The organism is Leifsonia sp., assembly GCF_051955155.1.
Taxonomy (GTDB): domain Bacteria; phylum Actinomycetota; class Actinomycetes; order Actinomycetales; family Microbacteriaceae; genus Leifsonia.
The window spans coordinates 1-16,208 of record NZ_JBQCGZ010000023.1 but is presented as its reverse complement, the minus strand read 5'-3'; the positions used below and the strand labels follow the sequence as shown (position 1 = coordinate 16,208).

Below are 16,208 nucleotides of genomic sequence, written 5' to 3'. Positions count from 1 at the left end.
ATCGTCGCGGTCAAGCCGGCGATGGTCCCCGACCTACTGCACGAGATCGCGCCGTCGCTGACGCCGGGCGCGATCGTGGTGAGCGTGGCCGCGGGCGTGACGGTCGCGACGTTCGAGTCGCTGCTGCCGGAGTCGGTCGCCCTCGTGCGGTCGATTCCGAACACGCCCGCCCTCGTCGGCAAGGCGGTGACCGGCGTCAGCGCCGGCACGCGCTCGGAGCCGGAGGACGTCGCGCTGGTCCGCGCACTGTTCGAGACCGTCGGCGAGGTGGTCGAGGTCCCCGAGTCGCAGCTGGACGCGCTGTCCACCATCTCCGGCTCCGGTCCGGCATACGTGTTCTTCCTGGTGGAGGCGCTGACCGCCGCGGCACGGGAGAAGGGCTTCACACCCGAGCAGGCGCGCATCCTGGTGAACGGCACCTTCCTCGGCGCCTCGGAGCTGCTGGTGTCCTCCGGCGAGGACCCCGCCGAGCTGCGCCGCAAGGTCACGAGCCCCAAGGGCACCACCGAGCGCGCCATCGAGGTCCTCGCCGCCGCCGACCTCCCCGCCCTCTTCACCCGCGCCACGGACGCCGCCCTCGCCCGAGCCCGCGAACTCGCCGCCTCCTGACCCGCCCCGCAGCCGAGTACGCAGAAAGTACGCCCGAAACGGCCGAGTACGCAGAGAATCTGCGTACTCGACGGTCAGCGGCGGAGGAGGGTGCGCACGCGGGCGGCGACGGCGGGGAGTGGATCGGCGGCGGTGACGAAGACGACCTCCCAGCCGAGCCGGACGAGCAGCTCGCGGCGCGTGATGTCGGCGCGGTAGGCGGTGCTCGTCGCGCGGTGGTGGTCGCCGAGGTACTCGATCGCGACGCCGAAGCCCGGATAGGCGAGGTCGATCATCGCGCGGACCCGTCCGTCGCCGTCCGCGACCCGATAGTTGAGCTCGGGTTCCGGGAGGCCGGCGTCCTGGAGCGCGAGGCGGAGCCGCGTCTCCTGGGGAGACAGGGACCCGTAGCGGATGCGACCGGCTGCGGCTCGGAGGTTCGCGACGCCGCGGTGGCGTCCGTGACGACGAAGCGCGCCGTCCAGCTGGGCTCGTGTCGCCGGCGGAGGGGCGCCGTCGTACGGTTCCGTGCCGGCGATCACGTAGTCGCCGGCGACGGTCAGCTCATCGGGGCCGAGAGCGGTGCCGAGCTGCACCCACACCTCCTCGGGGGCGAACGCGCGCATCCCTCCGATCGTGACGACGCGCTGGCCCGTCGGTGTGAGCTGGTGGGCGAGCACCCCGCGGCGCCGGGGAGTGCGCTGCGGCTCGAGCACGCTCACCTCCACGAGAGCAGGCTCGGCCCGCCGCGGCAGCGGGATGCCGTGCAGAACCGCCGCGCTCCGGTGCGAGAGGATCACCTGGTCCGGCAGTGCGAGCAGCGCGGCGCGGCAGAGCGCGAGGTGCCCCTCCGGCTCCCGCGCCGTCCGGACGCCGTGGAACGGCGCCGCGTACCGCCCGCTGTAGAGGCTCGATCGCGCCAGCCCGCCTGCGACCGCCTCCCTGACTAGAAACCCATCCATCCCCCCACCCAACCGCCAACCCCGAACAAGCCCCCCAACTTATCCACACCCCACCCGTCGAGTACGCAAAAAGTGGGGTCAAAACGCTCGAGTACGCAGAGAATCTGCGTACTCGGCGGGTTCAGGCGGGGAAGTCGACGGCGGAGCGGGCGGCGGTGACGGAGCGGATGTAGGCGGCGACGGTCTGGTGGGCGGGGGCCTGGACGTAGCGATCCAGGGCGTCGGCGTCGGCGAAGTCGCTGATCAGGACGACGTCGAAGTTGTCGCCGGGGAGGAGGGCGTTGACGCCCACCTCGAGCGAGAGGATCTCCGGGATCTCCGCGGGCAGCGACTCCAGGCCGGCCTTGATGCGGGCGGCCTGCTCGGCGCGCTCGGTCTCGTCCGTCGTGGCGAGCTTCCACGAGACGACGTGGCGGATGGTCATCGGTCCTCCAGGATCGCGGTGCGCAGGCGGGCCGGGTCGACGCGCCAGTAGGTGTGCATGCGGCCGTCCACCAGGATCACCGGGATGTCCTCGACGTACTGCTCGTGCAGGTCCGGCTCCTCGAGGATGTTGCGCTCGACGACCTCGACCGCCGGAGCGCCGTCCGGCAGCGCCGCGATCACGCCGTGGACGGCATCGCGCGCGTCGTCGCAGAGATGGCAGCCGGGCTTCCCGATCAGGGTCAGAGTGACGGTGGATGGCACGGCATCCAGCCTAACCGAGCACGTTAAAGCAGGAAGCGCCGGACCGGGACGGACCGACGCTCGAGCCGCAGACTGTCGAGGTCTACTTCTTGTTGCGACGCTGGTGACGCGTCTTGCGGAGAAGCTTGCGGTGCTTCTTCTTCGCCATACGCTTGCGACGCTTCTTGATAACCGAACCCACGTAGACCTCACAAAATTCAGGGGGCATGCCGCGGGATGCGCGGCGACACAAGCAGCCAGTCTACCTGACGTCACGCCGTGTCGGCGACGCCGTTCTCCAGCACCTGTGTTACTGCCCACTCGGGAACACGGAAGGAGCGCCCGAACCGGATGGCGGGCAGCTCGCCCGAGTGCACGAGCCGGTAGACCGTCATGCGGGAGACGCGCATCATGTCGGCCACCTCGGCGACCGTCAGGAAGCGCACGTCGCGCAACGACCCGGAACCAGCGTCGTGAGCCATCGATGCCCCCTTCTGCCCGTCATCGTACTCGGGTCGGGACGACGGGACGCTAGGGAACTCTAGAGGCCGCCCACGGGCGGGCGCTAGTCGCGCCGCCACTTCTTCGGCGTCACCCGCTCCACACGGTGCCGGGTGTCGGCGAGCACCTTGCCGACGGTGCTGGCGAACTCGCGCGTCTCGTCGGCCAGCTGGGCGGTGAGCTCGCTCGCGTCGATGTCGGACGCGGTGAACGGGATCACCCAGTCCTCCACCGCCTCCAGCGGGGTCGGGTCCAGGCGGTAGTAGCGGTGCTGGCCCTCCTCGCGGACGGCGACCAGGGACGCCTCGCGCAGCACCTTGAGGTGCTTGGAGACGGTCGGCTGGCTGAGCTCCAGCCGCGCCACGATCTCCGAGACCGAGATCTCGCCGACCGAGTGCGAATCATCCGAGTTACGGTCGAGCAGCACTTTGAGGATGTCGCGCCGGGTCGGGTCGGCGATCACGTCGAAGATGTCGGCCATTCCACCAGGCTAGTCGCCCGGGTGTCGGAGTACCATGTCCGAAGCTGTCGGTGGGAGGTAACGGACGATGCGCGCGACGCAGGCGGCCCGCAGAGGCACCACCACATCGGGGGGACGCGTGAGGGCCGCGCTCAACGGCTTCGCCCAGCGCAGCCCGTCCCGGTTCGCCATCGTGGTGTTCACGCTGCTCATCCTCGTGTTCACGCTGCTGTTCTCGCTCCCGATCGCGTCGTCCTCCGGCCGGGTGACCCCGCTGGCCGACTCGCTGTTCACCGCGGTCTCCGTCATCTGCGTCACGGGTCTGTCGACAGTCGACATGGCGACCCACTGGTCGCTGTTCGGCCATATCCTCGTCTACCTGGGCGTCCAGATCGGTGCGGTCGGCGTGCTGACGATGGCGAGCATCCTGGGCCTGGTGATCTCGAGGCGGCTGGGGCTGCGCGCCAAGCTCATGGCGGCGAGCGACAGCAACCCGTTGCGCATCCACGCCGGCCCGGTCGCGGAGGGTCAGGCGGTACGGCTGGGCGAGGTCGGCAAGCTGCTGGCGACGGTGGCGATCAGCCTGGTCGTGATCGAGGGGCTGGTGGCGGTGCTGCTGTTCCCGCGGATGCTGGTGGCGGGCATGAGCGTCGGGTCGTCGCTGTGGGAGAGTCTCTACTACGCGGCGATGGCGTTCACGAACACCGGGTTCGCCCCGAACGCCGAGGGGCTGACACCGTTCGCGGAGGACTTCTGGTTCCTCGGCGCTCTGATGATCGGCGTCTTCCTGGGGGCGATCGGCTTCCCGGTGATCCTCGCGATCGCCTCCAATCTGCGCAAGAAGCGCCGGCGCTGGTCCATCCACGTGAAGCTGACCCTGCTCACGTCCGTGATCCTGCTCGTCGCCGGCGCGATCCTCTACATCGTGCTCGAGTACGACAACCCGAAGACGTTCGGGAGGCTGGATGCGGGGCACACGGTGTTCCAGTCGCTGTTCCTGTCCACGATGGCGCGCTCCGGCGGCTTCTCGACCATCAACATCGACGACCTGCACGGGTCGAGCCTGCTCGTGACCGACATGCTGATGTTCATCGGCGGCGGTTCCGCGTCCACCGCCGGCGGCATCAAGGTGACGACGCTGACGGTGCTGTTCCTGGCCGCCGTCGCCGAGGCGCGCGGCGTGGAGTCGATGGACGCGTTCAAGCGCCGCATCCCGATCGACGTGCTGCGGCTGTCGGTGGCCGTCGCGCTGTGGGGCGCGACGATCGTGGCGGTCTCGAGCATCCTCATCCTGCAGATCACCAAGGCGCCGCTGGACCACGTGCTGTTCGACGTCATCTCGGCGTTCGCCACCTGCGGGCTCTCCACCGGGCTCACCGAGCGATTGCCGGACGCCGGCGTCTACGTGCTCGCGGCCACGATGTTCTGCGGGCGCGTTGGTACAGTGACTCTCGCTGCGGCGCTGGCACAGAGCCAGCGCAAGCAGCTGTACCAGAACCCCGAGGAGAGGCCGCTCGTTGGTTGACCGGATCAAGCACAACGCTCCCGTCCTGGTGATCGGCCTCGGCCGGTTCGGCGCAGCGACCGCCGGCCAGCTGGACAGGCTCAACCGCGAGGTGCTGGCGATCGACACCGACGCCGGGCTGGTCCAGAAGTGGGCGGACAGGGTCACACACACGGTGCAGGCGGATGCGCGTTCGATCGAGACGCTGCGTCAGATCGGCGCCGAGGACTTCTCGATCGCGGTCGTCGCCGTCGGCTCGTCCATCGAGGCGAGCGTGCTGATCACCGCGAACCTGGTCGACCTGCGCGTCCCGCAGATCTGGGCGAAGGCCATCTCGCAGTCGCACGGCAAGATCCTGGAGCGGATCGGCGCGAACCACGTGATCTACCCGGAGGCGGAGGCGGGGGAGCGCGTCGCCCACCTCGTCTCCGGTCGGATGCTCGACTTCATCGAGTTCGACGATGACTTCGCGCTGGTCAAGATGTACCCGCCGAAGCCCATCCGCGGGCTGAACCTCACCGAGTCCGGCGTGCGGTCGAAGTACAACATCACCGTCGTCGGCGTGAAGAGTCCCGGCAAGCCGTTCACCTACGCGACGGCGGACACGGTGGTCTCCAACCATGACCTGATCATCGTCTCCGGCAGTTCCGCGGACATCGAGCGCTTCGCGGCGCTGGACGCCTGAGTCGCCGTCAGACGCCTGAGTGGCCGTCAGACGCCTGAGGCGACGTCAGACGATGGGAGCTCCCTCGATCTCCCTGTCGGAGCGGCGGTAGTCGGAAAGGAACTGGTCGAGGGTGGCGGAGTACAGTGCACGCACCAGATCCCCGGTCGCTTCCGCGTCGTGGGCCTTCGCGGCCGCGTGGATCCCGGCCAGCGCGCCGGCGAGGTCGTCGGCGCCGAACGACTTCTCCCACACGGAGACGTAGCGCAGCAGCTGCGGGTTCAGGCTTTCGCTCACGGCGTGGAGGACGGCGTTCCCGCTCGCGCGCTCGAACTCCGCGAAGAATGCGGTGAACGCGCGCCCGAGCGCCTGGGCGTCCCCCGCCTTCGTCGCCTTGCGCACCTCCTTGACCGCCTTGTCGAGCCGGCCGAGAGCGGCGGTGTCGAGTTGTGGCACCGCGTCACGGGCGGCCCGCTCGTCGAGCAGGCCGATCGCGTAGACGGCCTCGTCGATGGCGCGCAGGTCGATCGGCGCCACCCGGGTGTACCGGTTCGGCGCCATCTCGACCAGGCCGATGTCTGCGAGCTTCATCAGCGCCTCGCGGATCGGCGTGCGGGAGACTCCGAGCCAGGCGGTGAGGGTTTCGTCGAGCAGCGTCTCTCCGGGCTCGAGCGTGCCGTCGAGGATGCCCTCGTAGAGCCGGTTGTACACGACGTCGCGGAGCAGCTGGCGCTCCACAGGTGCCGAATCGTTGATGGGAAGCGGCATCAGGCGGTCCTCTCCAGTGTGTCGAACTCGTCGGCGACGCCGGCAAGGCCGGTTGCCCAGTATTCGGTGGTGGCGCGCGCGGCGGCGGCAGCGTCTCCGGCGGCCGCGGCGTCCACCAGGGCGGCGATCGACGAGGCGGCCTGCTCGAACGGCTCGGCGGATCGCGCGGCCAGGAGCGCGCGGCGCACCTCGGGGAGGTGCCGGACGAGAAGCCGGGCCAGGGTCTTGTTGTCCAGGCGACGCACGAAGACGCCGAGGAAGGCATCGGCGATGAAAGCGTCGTGGGCACGGGCCGCGCCGTCGTCGGCGGCGGTCGCTCGCGCAGCGGCGTCGCGGAGCGCTGCCACGTCCTGCTCGGTCAGCAGCGGTGTCGCGTCACGGACGACGCCCTGAAGGAGAGTCCCGACCGTCTCGACGAGGGAGCGGAGCCGGGTGGGGTCGATCGGGGTGACCCTGGTGCGCTTCTGCGGCAGGATCTCGACGAGACCCATGGTGGCGAGCTGGTTGAGGGCCTCGCGTACCGGCGTGCGCGAGACGCCGACCCATCTCTCGATCTCGGCGTCGTACAGCTGCTCGCCCGGGGTGAGGTCACCGCCGACGATGGCGTCGAGGAGGCGCTGAAACACTTCGTCGCGGATGAGGCGTCGTGGGCTGACGTTCTCTGTTACGGGTACAGGCATACATGAATGTTACATCCACCCATGGCGCTACGCGCGAGGCGCGTTCTCAGAATCGCTCGCCGAGCGCCTTGGCCTTGAGCGCGTCGAACTCGTTCTTGCTGATGACCCCCGAGTCCATCAGCCGCTTCGCCTGCTCGATGTCCGCGGCGGGGTTCTTCGACGGCGTCGGATGCGTGTAGTAGTCGGTGTCCTCCGCCACGGTCTGCCGCTCCTTCTGGTTGCGCAGCGCCATCCCGCGGCCGCGCGCGATCAGGTAGACGAGCGCGGTGAGGAAAGGCACGAAGATGAGGAAGATCACCCAGATCGCTTTCCACCAGCCGTTCAGCTGATCGTCGCGGAACAGGTCGACCAGGATGGTGAACAGCACCATCAGATAGGCGACGAAGGCGAAGGCCCAGAAGACCAGCCAGACGATGTTCCAGAAACCGTTCACTGCTCGCTCCTTCACCGATTGTGCGCTCACGGTAGTGCGCACCGGTCCGCCGTGGCTAGACGGCAAAGCGCGGGCGCTGCCGGCGGTGGTGGTTAGGCTGACCGCATGCTGCCGCAGCTCGAACCCCGCCTGTGGCGCGGTCGGTCGCCCGGCGGCTGGGCGGCCCTCGTCGTCGCGTTCGTCGTCGGCGTCCCCGTCGCGTTCGTGCTCGGGATCGCGCTGCTCGCGGCCGCCGTCGTCTGCGGCGTCCTCGCGCTCGTCGTCCGGCTGCTGGGCGTCGTCGCGGCGTGGGCCTGGTACGGCGTCCAGCGCGCCCGTCGCATCCCGTACCCGTTCGGCTCGCCGCCGCCCGTCCGGCGCAGGGCGCGGCGGGTCGCGCTGAGCGGGCTGTACCTGTCCGCGATGCCGAGGCTCACGGGAGGAACGGCGCGGGCCGCCGGCGTGCTGCTCGGACCGGCAGCCCTGCTCGCGAGCGTCCTGGGTCTGCTCTGGCCGCGCTGGCGGGCGCGGCCGTACCTCGGCGTGTTCACGCTGCCCGCGCTGCTGGCGAAGGCGGTGGGCCTCGGCCGCAGGCGCGGGCTGCTGCGCGACGGCCACGACGTCGTGCTGACCGGCTACGACGCGTTTCTCGCGCGCGTCTTCCCCGACCTGCGGGACGTGCTCGACTGGTGGGACGACCCGGCGTCGCCCGACGAGTACCGCAGGACGCCCGGGCTGCCCGACGTGCCCGCCGGCCTGCTCGGCCTCGACCTGGGGCCGGTCCCCGACCCGCTGGGGATGCCGGGCGTCGCCGCGGGCGCGATGCGCAGGCGCGCGGTGCACTCGGTGCGCGAGCTGCTGCTCAGCCAGCGCGAGATCGACGACCTGTGCGACCCCGACCTCGACGACCGGCCGGACGTCGGAGTGGTCCGCGTCCTCAGCCGCAGGGACGACACGGGTGCGCGGCACTGGATCGTTCAGTTCCCGAGCACCAAGTCGTGGCATCCCCGCGCGGGGGCTGCGCCGAACGACCTCACGGCCGACCTGGTGATCGGCGCGGAGCGGGAGGCGACGATCACGCGGGCGGGCCTCGCCGCCATGCGCGACGCCGGCATCCCCGCCGGGGAGCCCGTGCTCCTGGCCGGGTTCAGCCTCGGCGGCATGGTCGCGGCGCAGGTGGCGATGCGCGCGCACGCGGCCGGGTTCTCGGTGACGCATCTGCTGGTGGCGGGGACGCCGCTCGGCCGGCTGCCGGTGCCGCCGGGCATCCGGACCCTCTCCATCGAGCACGTGCTCGACCTGGTGCCGCGGATCGACGGCCGGGAGAATCCGGTGGTCGTCGACGGCCGCGATGGCGCCGCGCTGCTGACCGTCAAGGCGGGGCCACCGCTCTCCACCGGGTTCCGGCTGGGCGCGCTGCACCAGGCGACCGCGTACGCGGACACGGCCGCGGCGATCGAGGCGCGGCCGCCGTCGCCCGAGGTCGCCGCCTACCTGGCGGGGATCGCGCCGTTCCTCGGCACCGGCCAGCGGGTCGAGGACAGGGCGGTCGTGCGCGCAGGCGGGCTCCCGCCGCGACCGGCGGTGCCGTTCTACCTGCACAGCACGGTGGAGGAGGGACTGACCAGGGGGACGCTGAAGCAGACGCTGCGCCGCATCCCCGAGGTCTACGCGGTCGACGTGTACCAGTCCCGCGGCGGCCTGGCGACGACCATCCTCTGGAGTGCCGACGTGCTCGTGCGGCGCCTGGACCCGTGGCTCGCGGAGGACCGCAGGGCGACCATCTACCGCGGCCTGCTCTCGCTCCTCGGCCGCAGGCGCGCTGTCGGCATCCACCTGCGGCTGCAGGCGAAGCGGACGCCGGGGATCACCTGGGAGGCGACGCTGCAGCGCCTGCCGGACGGGCGCTGGCGGGAGAGCATCGACGTCACCGTCGACGACCGCGCCTCGGCGGCCGACATCGGCCGGCTGCTCCCCGGCGGCACCGCGCCGGTCGTCGTGATCCATCCGGCCGGCGCGTTCGAGCCCGTGCTGGACGTGACCAGGGTCTGACCACCCTCTGCACGCCGCGCGCAGGGGTCGTACGATGATGCGACCTGCGAGCGAGGAGGCGAAGTGGGACGAGAGAGCTTCTGGGCGACCGACCCGGACGAGCTGCTGAAGGTCGGCAAGCGGTTCCGGCTGGACGAACAGCCGACGGACACCACGCCCGGTTTCGACGGCGACAAGGCGGCGGGCGAGGCGGCGCTCGCCGAGGGCGCCGCCGTCCTGGCCCAGTTGCAGGAGCGGTTGTTCGCCGCCGGCGCGGCCGGCGACTCCCGGAGCGTTCTGCTCGTGCTGCAGGCGATGGACACGGCGGGCAAGGGCGGGATCGTCACCCACGTCATCGGCCAGATGAACCCGGACGGCGTGCGCTACAGCGGCTTCAAGAAGCCGACAGAGGAGGAGCTCTCGCACGACTTCCTCTGGCGGGTCTGGCGTCAGGTGCCCGCGGCGGGCCAGGTGGGCGTCTTCGATCGCTCGCACTACGAGGACGTGCTCATCGGCCGGGTGCGTCAGCTGGCGCGGCCGGACGAGATCGAGCGGCGCTACGACGCCATCAACGCGTTCGAGAAGGAGCTGACGGCGGGCGGGACGACGATCGTCAAGGTGATGCTGCACCTCGGCAAGGACGAGCAGAAGGCCCGGCTCGCCGACCGGCTGGAGCGGCCGGACAAGCACTGGAAGTACAACCCGGGCGACGTGGACGAGCGGCTGCTCTGGGACCACTACCAGGCGGCCTACCAGCTCGTGTTCGAGCGGACCTCGACGCCGGACGCGCCGTGGTTCGTCGTCCCCGCCGACCGCAAGTGGTACGCCCGGCTGGCGGTGCAGCACCTGCTCATCCGCGCCCTCGAGGACCTCGACCTGGACTGGCCGGTGCCCGACTACGACATCGAGGTGGAGAAGGCCAGGCTCGCCGGCTCCTGACGGCGGCGCTCCCGGGTCAGCCGAAGGCCTCGACGATCGGCCGGAACTTCATGACCGTCTCGGCGAGCTCGCGCTCCGGGTCGGAGTCCGCGACGATCCCGCCGCCCGCGTAGGCCGTCAGATCCCCGCCGTCGCTCAGCTGCGCGCAGCGCAGGGCGATCGCCCACTCGCCGTCGCCGTCGCCGCCGACCCAGCCGACCGGTCCCGCGTATCGTCCGCGGTCGAAGGGCTCCAGCTCGCGGATGAGCGCGATGGCGTCGCGCTTCGGCGTCCCGGCGACCGCGGCGGTCGGGTGCAGGGCGTCCGCGAGATCGAGCGAGCTCGCGCCGTCGCTGAGGGTACCGGCGACATCGGTGGCGAGGTGCCACAGGTTGGGGAGCTTGAGCGTGAACGGCAAGTCGCTCGCGGCCAGGTCGGCGCTGTGCGGGCGCAGCGCATCCAGGACGCTGGCCACGGCGAAGCGGTGCTCGTCCTGGTCCTTGGTGGAGGCGGCGAGGGCGATCGCGGCGTCGTTGTCGGAGGCGGCGTCGCGGCCGCGGGAGATGGTCCCGGCGAGTACGCGGGCCGTGACGGTGCCGTGGTGGACGCGGACCAGGGTCTCCGGGGACGAGCCGATCAGGCCGTCGACGGCGAAGGTCCAGCAGTCGGGGTAGCCGAGCGCGAGCTCGACCAGCGCCCGCCGCACGTCGGACTCGGCCGGCAGATGCCCGGTGAGGTCGCGGGCGAGGACGACTTTGGAGAGGTCGTGCTCGCGGATGCGCTCGACGGCCGACGCGACGGCGGCCTTGTAGCCGTCCTTGCCCAGCGTGCCGGGCAGCAGGGTGAGCCGGTACTCGTCGCCGAACGCGGTGGGGCGCGGGCGGGGAGCCTGGTCGCCGTCCACGTCGTCCGCGCGCCGGATGCGCGTGATCCAGCTGCGACCCGCGCGGCGGCCGAGGACGACCTCCGGCACGATCAGCGTGCTGGTCGCGGAGCTGGCGTCGTCGAAGGCGAAGGTGCCGAACGCGACGAGGCCGGTGCCCGGCGTGCGGACGTCGTCCGCGACGGTGGCGGCGGCGACCGTCGCGCGCCAGGCGGCGGACGCCTCCCGGATGCGGTCGGGACCGGAGAACTCCAGTCGCAGCGTCTCGCCGATCCCCGCGATCCCCTCGCCCTTGCGGAGCCAGACCAGGGGCCGGCGCGAGTCGAGGAAGGGGATGAGCTGGCGGACGTCGTCGATCGGCGTCGTCTCGACCGAGAGAGCCGTCACGCCCGTCGCCCTGCGGGTGGTCGAGGGAGCTGTCACCGGACCAGCCTACGCCCGGGATGCTGGGCGCCCGATGCGCGGCCCCTGGGCGTTGCCCGCGCGTGCGTCGCGCGCGGACGCGCGAAAATGCGCGGGATCACGGCGCAGCCTAAGCTGGTGGGGTGAGTAAGGCCGACCTCAGCAAGCAGCCCGCCCAGGTCGCCGCCATGTTCGACCAGGTGTCGACCCATTACGACCGCACCAACACGGTCCTCTCGATGGGCAACGCGACCCTCTGGCGCGTGGCGACGACGCGAGCCGTCGGGCCGCGCGCCGGCGAGACGATCCTCGACGTCGCGGCGGGGACCGGGACCTCCAGCGCGTCCCTCGCCCGCAACGGTGCGAGCGTGGTTGCGGCGGACTTCTCCGAGGGCATGATCGAGGTCGGGCGCCGCCGTCAGGCGGGCAATCCGTTCGTCAGCTTCGTGCAGGCGGACGCGACGGCGCTGCCGTTCGCCGACGACACGTTCGACGCGGTCACGATCTCGTTCGGGCTGCGCAACATCGTGGACCCGCGCGCGGCGCTCGCCGAGTTCTTCCGCGTGCTGAAGCCGGGCGGACGCCTGGTGATCTGCGAGTTCTCGCGGCCGACCCTCGCGCCGATCCGCGCCGGCTACGGCGCCTACCTGCGCTACGGGATGCCGATCCTCGCCAGGGCGGCGAGCTCGAACCCTGCGGCGTACGAGTACCTGATGGAGTCCATCCAGGCCTGGCCGAGCCAGCCTGCGCTGGCGGAGTGGCTGCGCGACGCCGGATTCGAGCGGGTGGCGTGGCGGAACCTGACGGCGGGGATCGTGGCGCTGCACCGCGGCTGGAAGCCGGAGCGGGTCGTGCCGGTGGTGGAGCCGGAGGAGCCAGCGGCTGCGAAGAAGCCGGCGGCTGCGGCGAAGCCGGCGGCCGCGAAGAAGCCTGCCGCGGCGAAGAAGCCCGCGGCGGCTGCGGAGAAGACCGCGGCTCCCGCGAAGCGCGCTGCTGCCGCGAAGCCCGCTGCCACACAGCCCGCTGCTGCCGCGAAGCCTGCGGCTGCCAAGCCGAAGCCGGCCGCCGCCGCGAAGCCCGCCGCGGCCGCGAAGCCCGCGGCCGCCAAGAAGCCCGCGACGCCGAAGAAGCCGGCCGCGCCCAAGCCGTCCGCCGTCCCACCCGAGGGGGAGTAGTGCCACGCAGCGTTCCGGCTGTCCGACGTCCCGCGTCGCTGACCAGCCAGCTCGGCCTCACCGAGCGGATCTTCGCCAGCGGCGAGGACCGCAAGGTCGCCTCCGCCGTCGACGACGGCCTCGCGCTCGTCGAGGAGGCCCTGCACCAGCAGATGCGGTTCGCCGACAACCTCGCCGACGTCACGACGCGGTACCTGCTGGAGGCCGGCGGCAAGCGCGTGCGCCCGCTGCTCACCCTCCTCACCGCGCAGCTCGGCGACGGCAACACCCCCGAGGTGCTACAGGCGGCGCAGGCGGTCGAGATCACGCACCTCGCGTCGCTGTACCACGACGATGTGATGGACGACTCGCAGATGCGCCGCGGCGTCCCCACCGCCCAGTTCGTGTGGGGCAACTCGGTCGCCGTCCTCACCGGGGACCTGCTGTTCGCGCGCGCGAGCAAGCTCGTCTCCGCGCTGGGCGAGCGCGCGATCCAGCTGCAGGCGGACACCTTCGAGCGGCTCTGCCTCGGCCAGCTCCACGAGACCATCGGCCCGCAGGACGGCGAGGACCCCATCGCGCACTACCTGCGCGTGCTGGAGGACAAGACCGGCTCGCTGATCGCCGTCGCCGCGCAGATGGGCGTCGTTTTCTCGCACGCCGACAGCGCCTACGAGGAGCCGGTCGTGACCTTCGGCGAGAAGATCGGCGTCGCCTTCCAGCTCATCGACGACGTCATCGACCTGTCGTCGCAGGGCGTCGCGGAGACCGGCAAGCAGCCGGGCAACGACCTGCGCGCCGGCGTGGCGACCCTCCCGGTGCTGCGGCTGCGCGAGCGGTCCGCCACCGATCCGTCCGCCGCGGAACTGCTCGACCGCCTGGAGCGCGACGTGATGGGCACCGCTGAGGACGGCGAGATCACCCCCGAGTCCACGGCCGCCATCGCCGCGCTGCGCGAGCACGAGGTGACGCAGCAGACGCTCGAGGAGGCGCACCGCTGGGCCCGCGAGGCCGTCGAGGCGCTCGCGCCGCTGCCCGACGGCCCGGTGAAGAAGGCCCTGGTGAGGTTCGCGGACACCATCGTCGAACGTTCGAGCTGAGCGAAGAAGGAAATCAACGCATGACCAAACTCCGACTGGCCATCGTCGGCGCGGGACCCGCAGGGATCTACGCCGCCGACATCCTGCTGAAGGCGGAGCGCGGGTTCGACGTCTCGATCGACCTGTTCGAGCAGCTGCCCGCGCCGTACGGCCTCGTCCGCTACGGCGTCGCGCCGGACCACCCACGCATCAAGGGCATCATCACCGCGCTGCGCGAGGTGCTCGACCGCGGCGACATCCGCATCTTCGGCAATGTCACCTACGGCACCGACATCACCCTCGACGACCTGAAGCGGCACTACAACGCCGTCATCTTCGCGACCGGCGCTGTGCACGACGCGGACCTCGACATCCCCGGCATCGACCTGCACGGCTCGTACGGCGCCGCCGACTTCGTCAGCTGGTTCGACGGCCACCCGGACGTCCCGCGCACCTGGCCGCTCGAGGCGGAGTCCGTCGCCGTGATCGGCAACGGCAACGTCGCGCTGGATGTCTCGCGCATCCTGGCCAAGCACGCCGACGACCTGCTGCCGACCGAGATCCCGGACAACGTCTACGAGATCCTCAAGAGCTCGCCGGTCACGGACGTGCACGTCTTCGGCCGCCGAGGCCCGGCCCAGGTGAAGTTCACGCCGCTGGAGCTGCGCGAGCTGGGCGAGCTGCGCGACGTCGACATGATCCTCTACGACGAGGACTTCGACTACGACGAGCAGTCCAAGGACGCGATCGCCAGCAACAAGCAGGTCATGGTCATCGACCGCGTCCTGCAGCAGTGGCGGAAGCGCGAGGTGGGCCAGGCGTCGCGCCGGCTGCACCTGCACTTCTACGCCAAGCCGGTCGAGGTCGTCGCCGACGAGGACGGCAACGTCCGCGCCTTCCGCTACGAGCGCACCGAGCCGGACGGCGAGGGCGGCGTGCGCGGCACCGGCGAGATCCGCGAGGTCGAGATCCAGGCGCTGTACCGCGCGGTCGGCTACTTCGGGTCGCCGCTGCCCGGCATCCCGTTCGACAAGAAGCACGGCGTGATCCCGAACCACGAGGGCCAGGTGCTGCGCAAGGGCGACAACGAGCGCATGTACGGCGTCTACGCGACCGGCTGGATCAAGCGCGGCCCGGTGGGGCTGATCGGCCACACCAAGTCGGACGCGATGGAGACGATCAAGCACGTCATCAACGACCAGGGCAACTGGTGGGCGCCTGCCGACCCGTCCGAGGAGTCGGTCGTCCGCCTGCTCGAGGAGCGCGGCGTCGAGTTCACGAACCTCGACGGCTGGCACAACCTCGATGCGCACGAGCAGCAGCTCGGCGCCGAGCGCGGCCGTGCCCGCATCAAGGTCGTGCCGAGGGACGAGATGGTCCGGGTGTCCAACGGGACGCCCGTGGAGGCTCCGGCGGCGGAGTGAGCGGCCCGCTGCGCGCATCCTCTGGCACCCTGGTGACATGACGCGCGTGCACGACTGGCGGCCGGACATCCTCGGCGACGGGTTCGAGCAGCTCACGCTGCCGCTCGCCGCCGACGCCGAGGGCGACGTCGTCGCGACGCTCGTGCGGTACTCGCCCGGCCCGCACCTGGGCGACCTGCTGCGCGCCGGCGCGCATCCCGCCGCCGACACGGACGTGCTCTACGTGCACGGCTGGTCTGACTACTTCTTCCAGACCGAGCTCGCCCGGTTCTGGCACGACGCGGGCGCGCGCTTCCACGCCCTCGATCTGCGCAAGTACGGCCGGAGCCTGCGCAAGGGGCAGACGCCCGGCTACGTCAGCGATCTGAACACCTACGACGAGGACATCGAGGCGGCGCTCACGGCGATCGGGCACGGAGAGGGGCAGCGCGCCGGCGGCCGCTCGCGCCGGCTCGTGCTGGTCGGCCACTCCACGGGCGGGCTGACGCTGAGCCTGTGGGCGGACCGGCATCCCGGCCGCGCGGCCGCGCTCGTGCTGAACAGCCCGTGGCTGGAGTTCCAGGCGCACTCCGTCGGCCGCGCCGCACTCGGGCCGCTGGTGGACCTGCAGGCCAGGATCGACCCGAAGGCGGCGATGCCGAACGTGGACCTCGGCTTCTACACGCGGTCGGTGTCGAAGACCATGGACGGCGAGTGGGACTACGACCTCGCCTGGCGTCCGGTGCGCGGCTTCCGCGTCTACCCGGCGTGGCTGACGGCGATCCTCGCCGGGCACGCCCGGGTCGCGGCCGGGCTGCGCATCGACGCGCCGGTGCTCACGCTGCTGTCGTCGGCTTCCACGCTGCTGCCGTACTGGACGCCGGACATGCTGAAGTCGGACGTGGTGCTGGTGGTGCAGGACATCGCGATCCGGGCGCTGGGCCTGGCGCCGACGGTGACCGTCGCCCGCGTCCAGGACGCCCTGCACGACGTCTTCCTGTCGCCGCCGGCGGTGCGCGCCGCCGCCTACGCCCAGCTCAGCCTCTGGCTCCGCGGAGCTCTCAGCACCCGCCACTGACGCCGAGGGGCACGTCGTCGTCGCTTCCGGCGCGCGAAAGCGACAACGACGTGCC

19 protein-coding genes are annotated in these 16,208 nt (G+C 71.3%); 9 read left to right on the top strand and 10 right to left on the bottom strand.

What is annotated here, in order from left to right; genetic code table 11:
* The coding region (proC, locus tag ACTHMF_RS02335; protein ID WP_440316140.1) for a pyrroline-5-carboxylate reductase at positions 1-609 on the top strand (609 nt) is incomplete at its 5' end.
* A gap of 74 nt (positions 610-683) precedes the next feature.
* On the opposite strand, the gene ACTHMF_RS02330 is transcribed toward proC, so the two are convergent.
* The 6 genes from ACTHMF_RS02330 to ACTHMF_RS02305 all read right to left on the bottom strand — a co-directional run bounded on the left by ACTHMF_RS02330 (position 684) and on the right by ACTHMF_RS02305 (position 3,198).
* Positions 684-1,550, bottom strand: a complete 867-nt coding sequence (locus tag ACTHMF_RS02330) for a hypothetical protein (protein WP_440316139.1) — start codon at positions 1,548-1,550, stop codon at positions 684-686.
* Positions 1,551-1,671: 121 nt separating this feature from the next.
* Positions 1,672-1,974, bottom strand: coding sequence for a Dabb family protein (locus ACTHMF_RS02325; protein ID WP_314147581.1), 303 nt, complete (start codon positions 1,972-1,974; stop codon positions 1,672-1,674).
* Entirely contained in the window at positions 1,971-2,237 is a 267-nt protein-coding gene (locus tag ACTHMF_RS02320) for a glutaredoxin family protein (RefSeq protein ID WP_440316138.1), read from the bottom strand. Before ACTHMF_RS02320 ends, ACTHMF_RS02325 begins: the two co-directional genes overlap by 4 nt.
* 82 nt (positions 2,238-2,319) lie before the next feature.
* Positions 2,320-2,418 carry a 30S ribosomal protein bS22 gene (locus ACTHMF_RS02315; RefSeq protein WP_003792170.1) on the bottom strand — a complete coding sequence of 33 codons (99 nt, stop codon included), beginning with the start codon at positions 2,416-2,418 and terminating at the stop codon, positions 2,320-2,322.
* A 70-nt stretch (positions 2,419-2,488) separates the two neighbouring features.
* Positions 2,489-2,698, bottom strand: a complete 210-nt coding sequence (locus ACTHMF_RS02310) for a helix-turn-helix domain-containing protein (RefSeq protein ID WP_314147583.1) — start codon at positions 2,696-2,698, stop codon at positions 2,489-2,491.
* Positions 2,699-2,781: 83 nt separating this feature from the next.
* Complete coding sequence (locus tag ACTHMF_RS02305; protein ID WP_314147584.1) at positions 2,782-3,198, bottom strand: ArsR/SmtB family transcription factor; 417 nt, start codon at positions 3,196-3,198, stop codon at positions 2,782-2,784.
* 67 nt (positions 3,199-3,265) lie between these two features.
* On the opposite strand from ACTHMF_RS02305, the gene ACTHMF_RS02300 reads away from it, so the two are divergent.
* Both ACTHMF_RS02300 and ACTHMF_RS02295 read left to right on the top strand, forming a co-directional pair.
* Entirely contained in the window at positions 3,266-4,702 is a 1,437-nt protein-coding gene (locus ACTHMF_RS02300; protein ID WP_440316137.1) for a TrkH family potassium uptake protein, read from the top strand.
* On the top strand, positions 4,695-5,366 hold the full coding sequence (locus ACTHMF_RS02295; RefSeq protein ID WP_314147586.1) for a potassium channel family protein: 672 nt from the start codon (positions 4,695-4,697) through the stop codon (positions 5,364-5,366). The genes ACTHMF_RS02300 and ACTHMF_RS02295 overlap by 8 nt, the downstream gene beginning before the upstream one ends.
* 45 nt (positions 5,367-5,411) lie before the next feature.
* Here the strand turns inward: ACTHMF_RS02295 and ACTHMF_RS02290 are convergent, their stop codons facing one another.
* The 3 genes from ACTHMF_RS02290 to ACTHMF_RS02280 all read right to left on the bottom strand — a co-directional run bounded on the left by ACTHMF_RS02290 (position 5,412) and on the right by ACTHMF_RS02280 (position 7,226).
* On the bottom strand, positions 5,412-6,113 hold the full coding sequence (locus ACTHMF_RS02290) for a GntR family transcriptional regulator (protein WP_440316136.1): 702 nt from the start codon (positions 6,111-6,113) through the stop codon (positions 5,412-5,414).
* Positions 6,113-6,739: a GntR family transcriptional regulator gene (locus ACTHMF_RS02285; RefSeq protein ID WP_440316135.1), complete on the bottom strand. Its 627-nt coding sequence runs from the start codon at positions 6,737-6,739 to the stop codon at positions 6,113-6,115. The genes ACTHMF_RS02290 and ACTHMF_RS02285 overlap by 1 nt, the downstream gene beginning before the upstream one ends.
* A 100-nt stretch (positions 6,740-6,839) precedes the next feature.
* Positions 6,840-7,226, bottom strand: a complete 387-nt coding sequence (locus ACTHMF_RS02280) for a PLDc N-terminal domain-containing protein (RefSeq protein ID WP_440316134.1) — start codon at positions 7,224-7,226, stop codon at positions 6,840-6,842.
* Positions 7,227-7,331: 105 nt separating this feature from the next.
* On the opposite strand from ACTHMF_RS02280, the gene ACTHMF_RS02275 reads away from it, so the two are divergent.
* Positions 7,332-9,257 (top strand): hypothetical protein, encoded by a 1,926-nt coding sequence (locus ACTHMF_RS02275; RefSeq protein WP_440316133.1) that lies wholly within the window; start codon positions 7,332-7,334, stop codon positions 9,255-9,257.
* A 63-nt stretch (positions 9,258-9,320) separates the two neighbouring features.
* Positions 9,321-10,175 (top strand): PPK2 family polyphosphate kinase, encoded by an 855-nt coding sequence (locus tag ACTHMF_RS02270; RefSeq protein ID WP_314147590.1) that lies wholly within the window; start codon positions 9,321-9,323, stop codon positions 10,173-10,175.
* Between the two features lie 16 nt (positions 10,176-10,191).
* Here the strand turns inward: ACTHMF_RS02270 and ACTHMF_RS02265 are convergent, their stop codons facing one another.
* Positions 10,192-11,460 carry an isochorismate synthase gene (locus ACTHMF_RS02265; protein ID WP_440316132.1) on the bottom strand — a complete coding sequence of 423 codons (1,269 nt, stop codon included), beginning with the start codon at positions 11,458-11,460 and terminating at the stop codon, positions 10,192-10,194.
* Positions 11,461-11,582: 122 nt separating this feature from the next.
* On the opposite strand from ACTHMF_RS02265, the gene ACTHMF_RS02260 reads away from it, so the two are divergent.
* Genes ACTHMF_RS02260 through ACTHMF_RS02245 form a run of 4 tightly spaced genes read left to right on the top strand, consistent with a single transcriptional unit; the run spans position 11,583 to position 16,153 of the window.
* Positions 11,583-12,614, top strand: a complete 1,032-nt coding sequence (locus ACTHMF_RS02260; RefSeq protein ID WP_440316131.1) for a demethylmenaquinone methyltransferase — start codon at positions 11,583-11,585, stop codon at positions 12,612-12,614.
* Positions 12,614-13,693 carry a polyprenyl synthetase family protein gene (locus ACTHMF_RS02255; RefSeq protein WP_314147593.1) on the top strand — a complete coding sequence of 360 codons (1,080 nt, stop codon included), beginning with the start codon at positions 12,614-12,616 and terminating at the stop codon, positions 13,691-13,693. The genes ACTHMF_RS02260 and ACTHMF_RS02255 overlap by 1 nt, the downstream gene beginning before the upstream one ends.
* A gap of 20 nt (positions 13,694-13,713) precedes the next feature.
* Positions 13,714-15,096, top strand: coding sequence for an FAD-dependent oxidoreductase (locus ACTHMF_RS02250; RefSeq protein ID WP_314147595.1), 1,383 nt, complete (start codon positions 13,714-13,716; stop codon positions 15,094-15,096).
* Between the two features lie 37 nt (positions 15,097-15,133).
* Positions 15,134-16,153, top strand: coding sequence for an alpha/beta hydrolase (locus tag ACTHMF_RS02245; protein ID WP_440316130.1), 1,020 nt, complete (start codon positions 15,134-15,136; stop codon positions 16,151-16,153).
* Positions 16,154-16,208 lie beyond the last annotated feature (55 nt).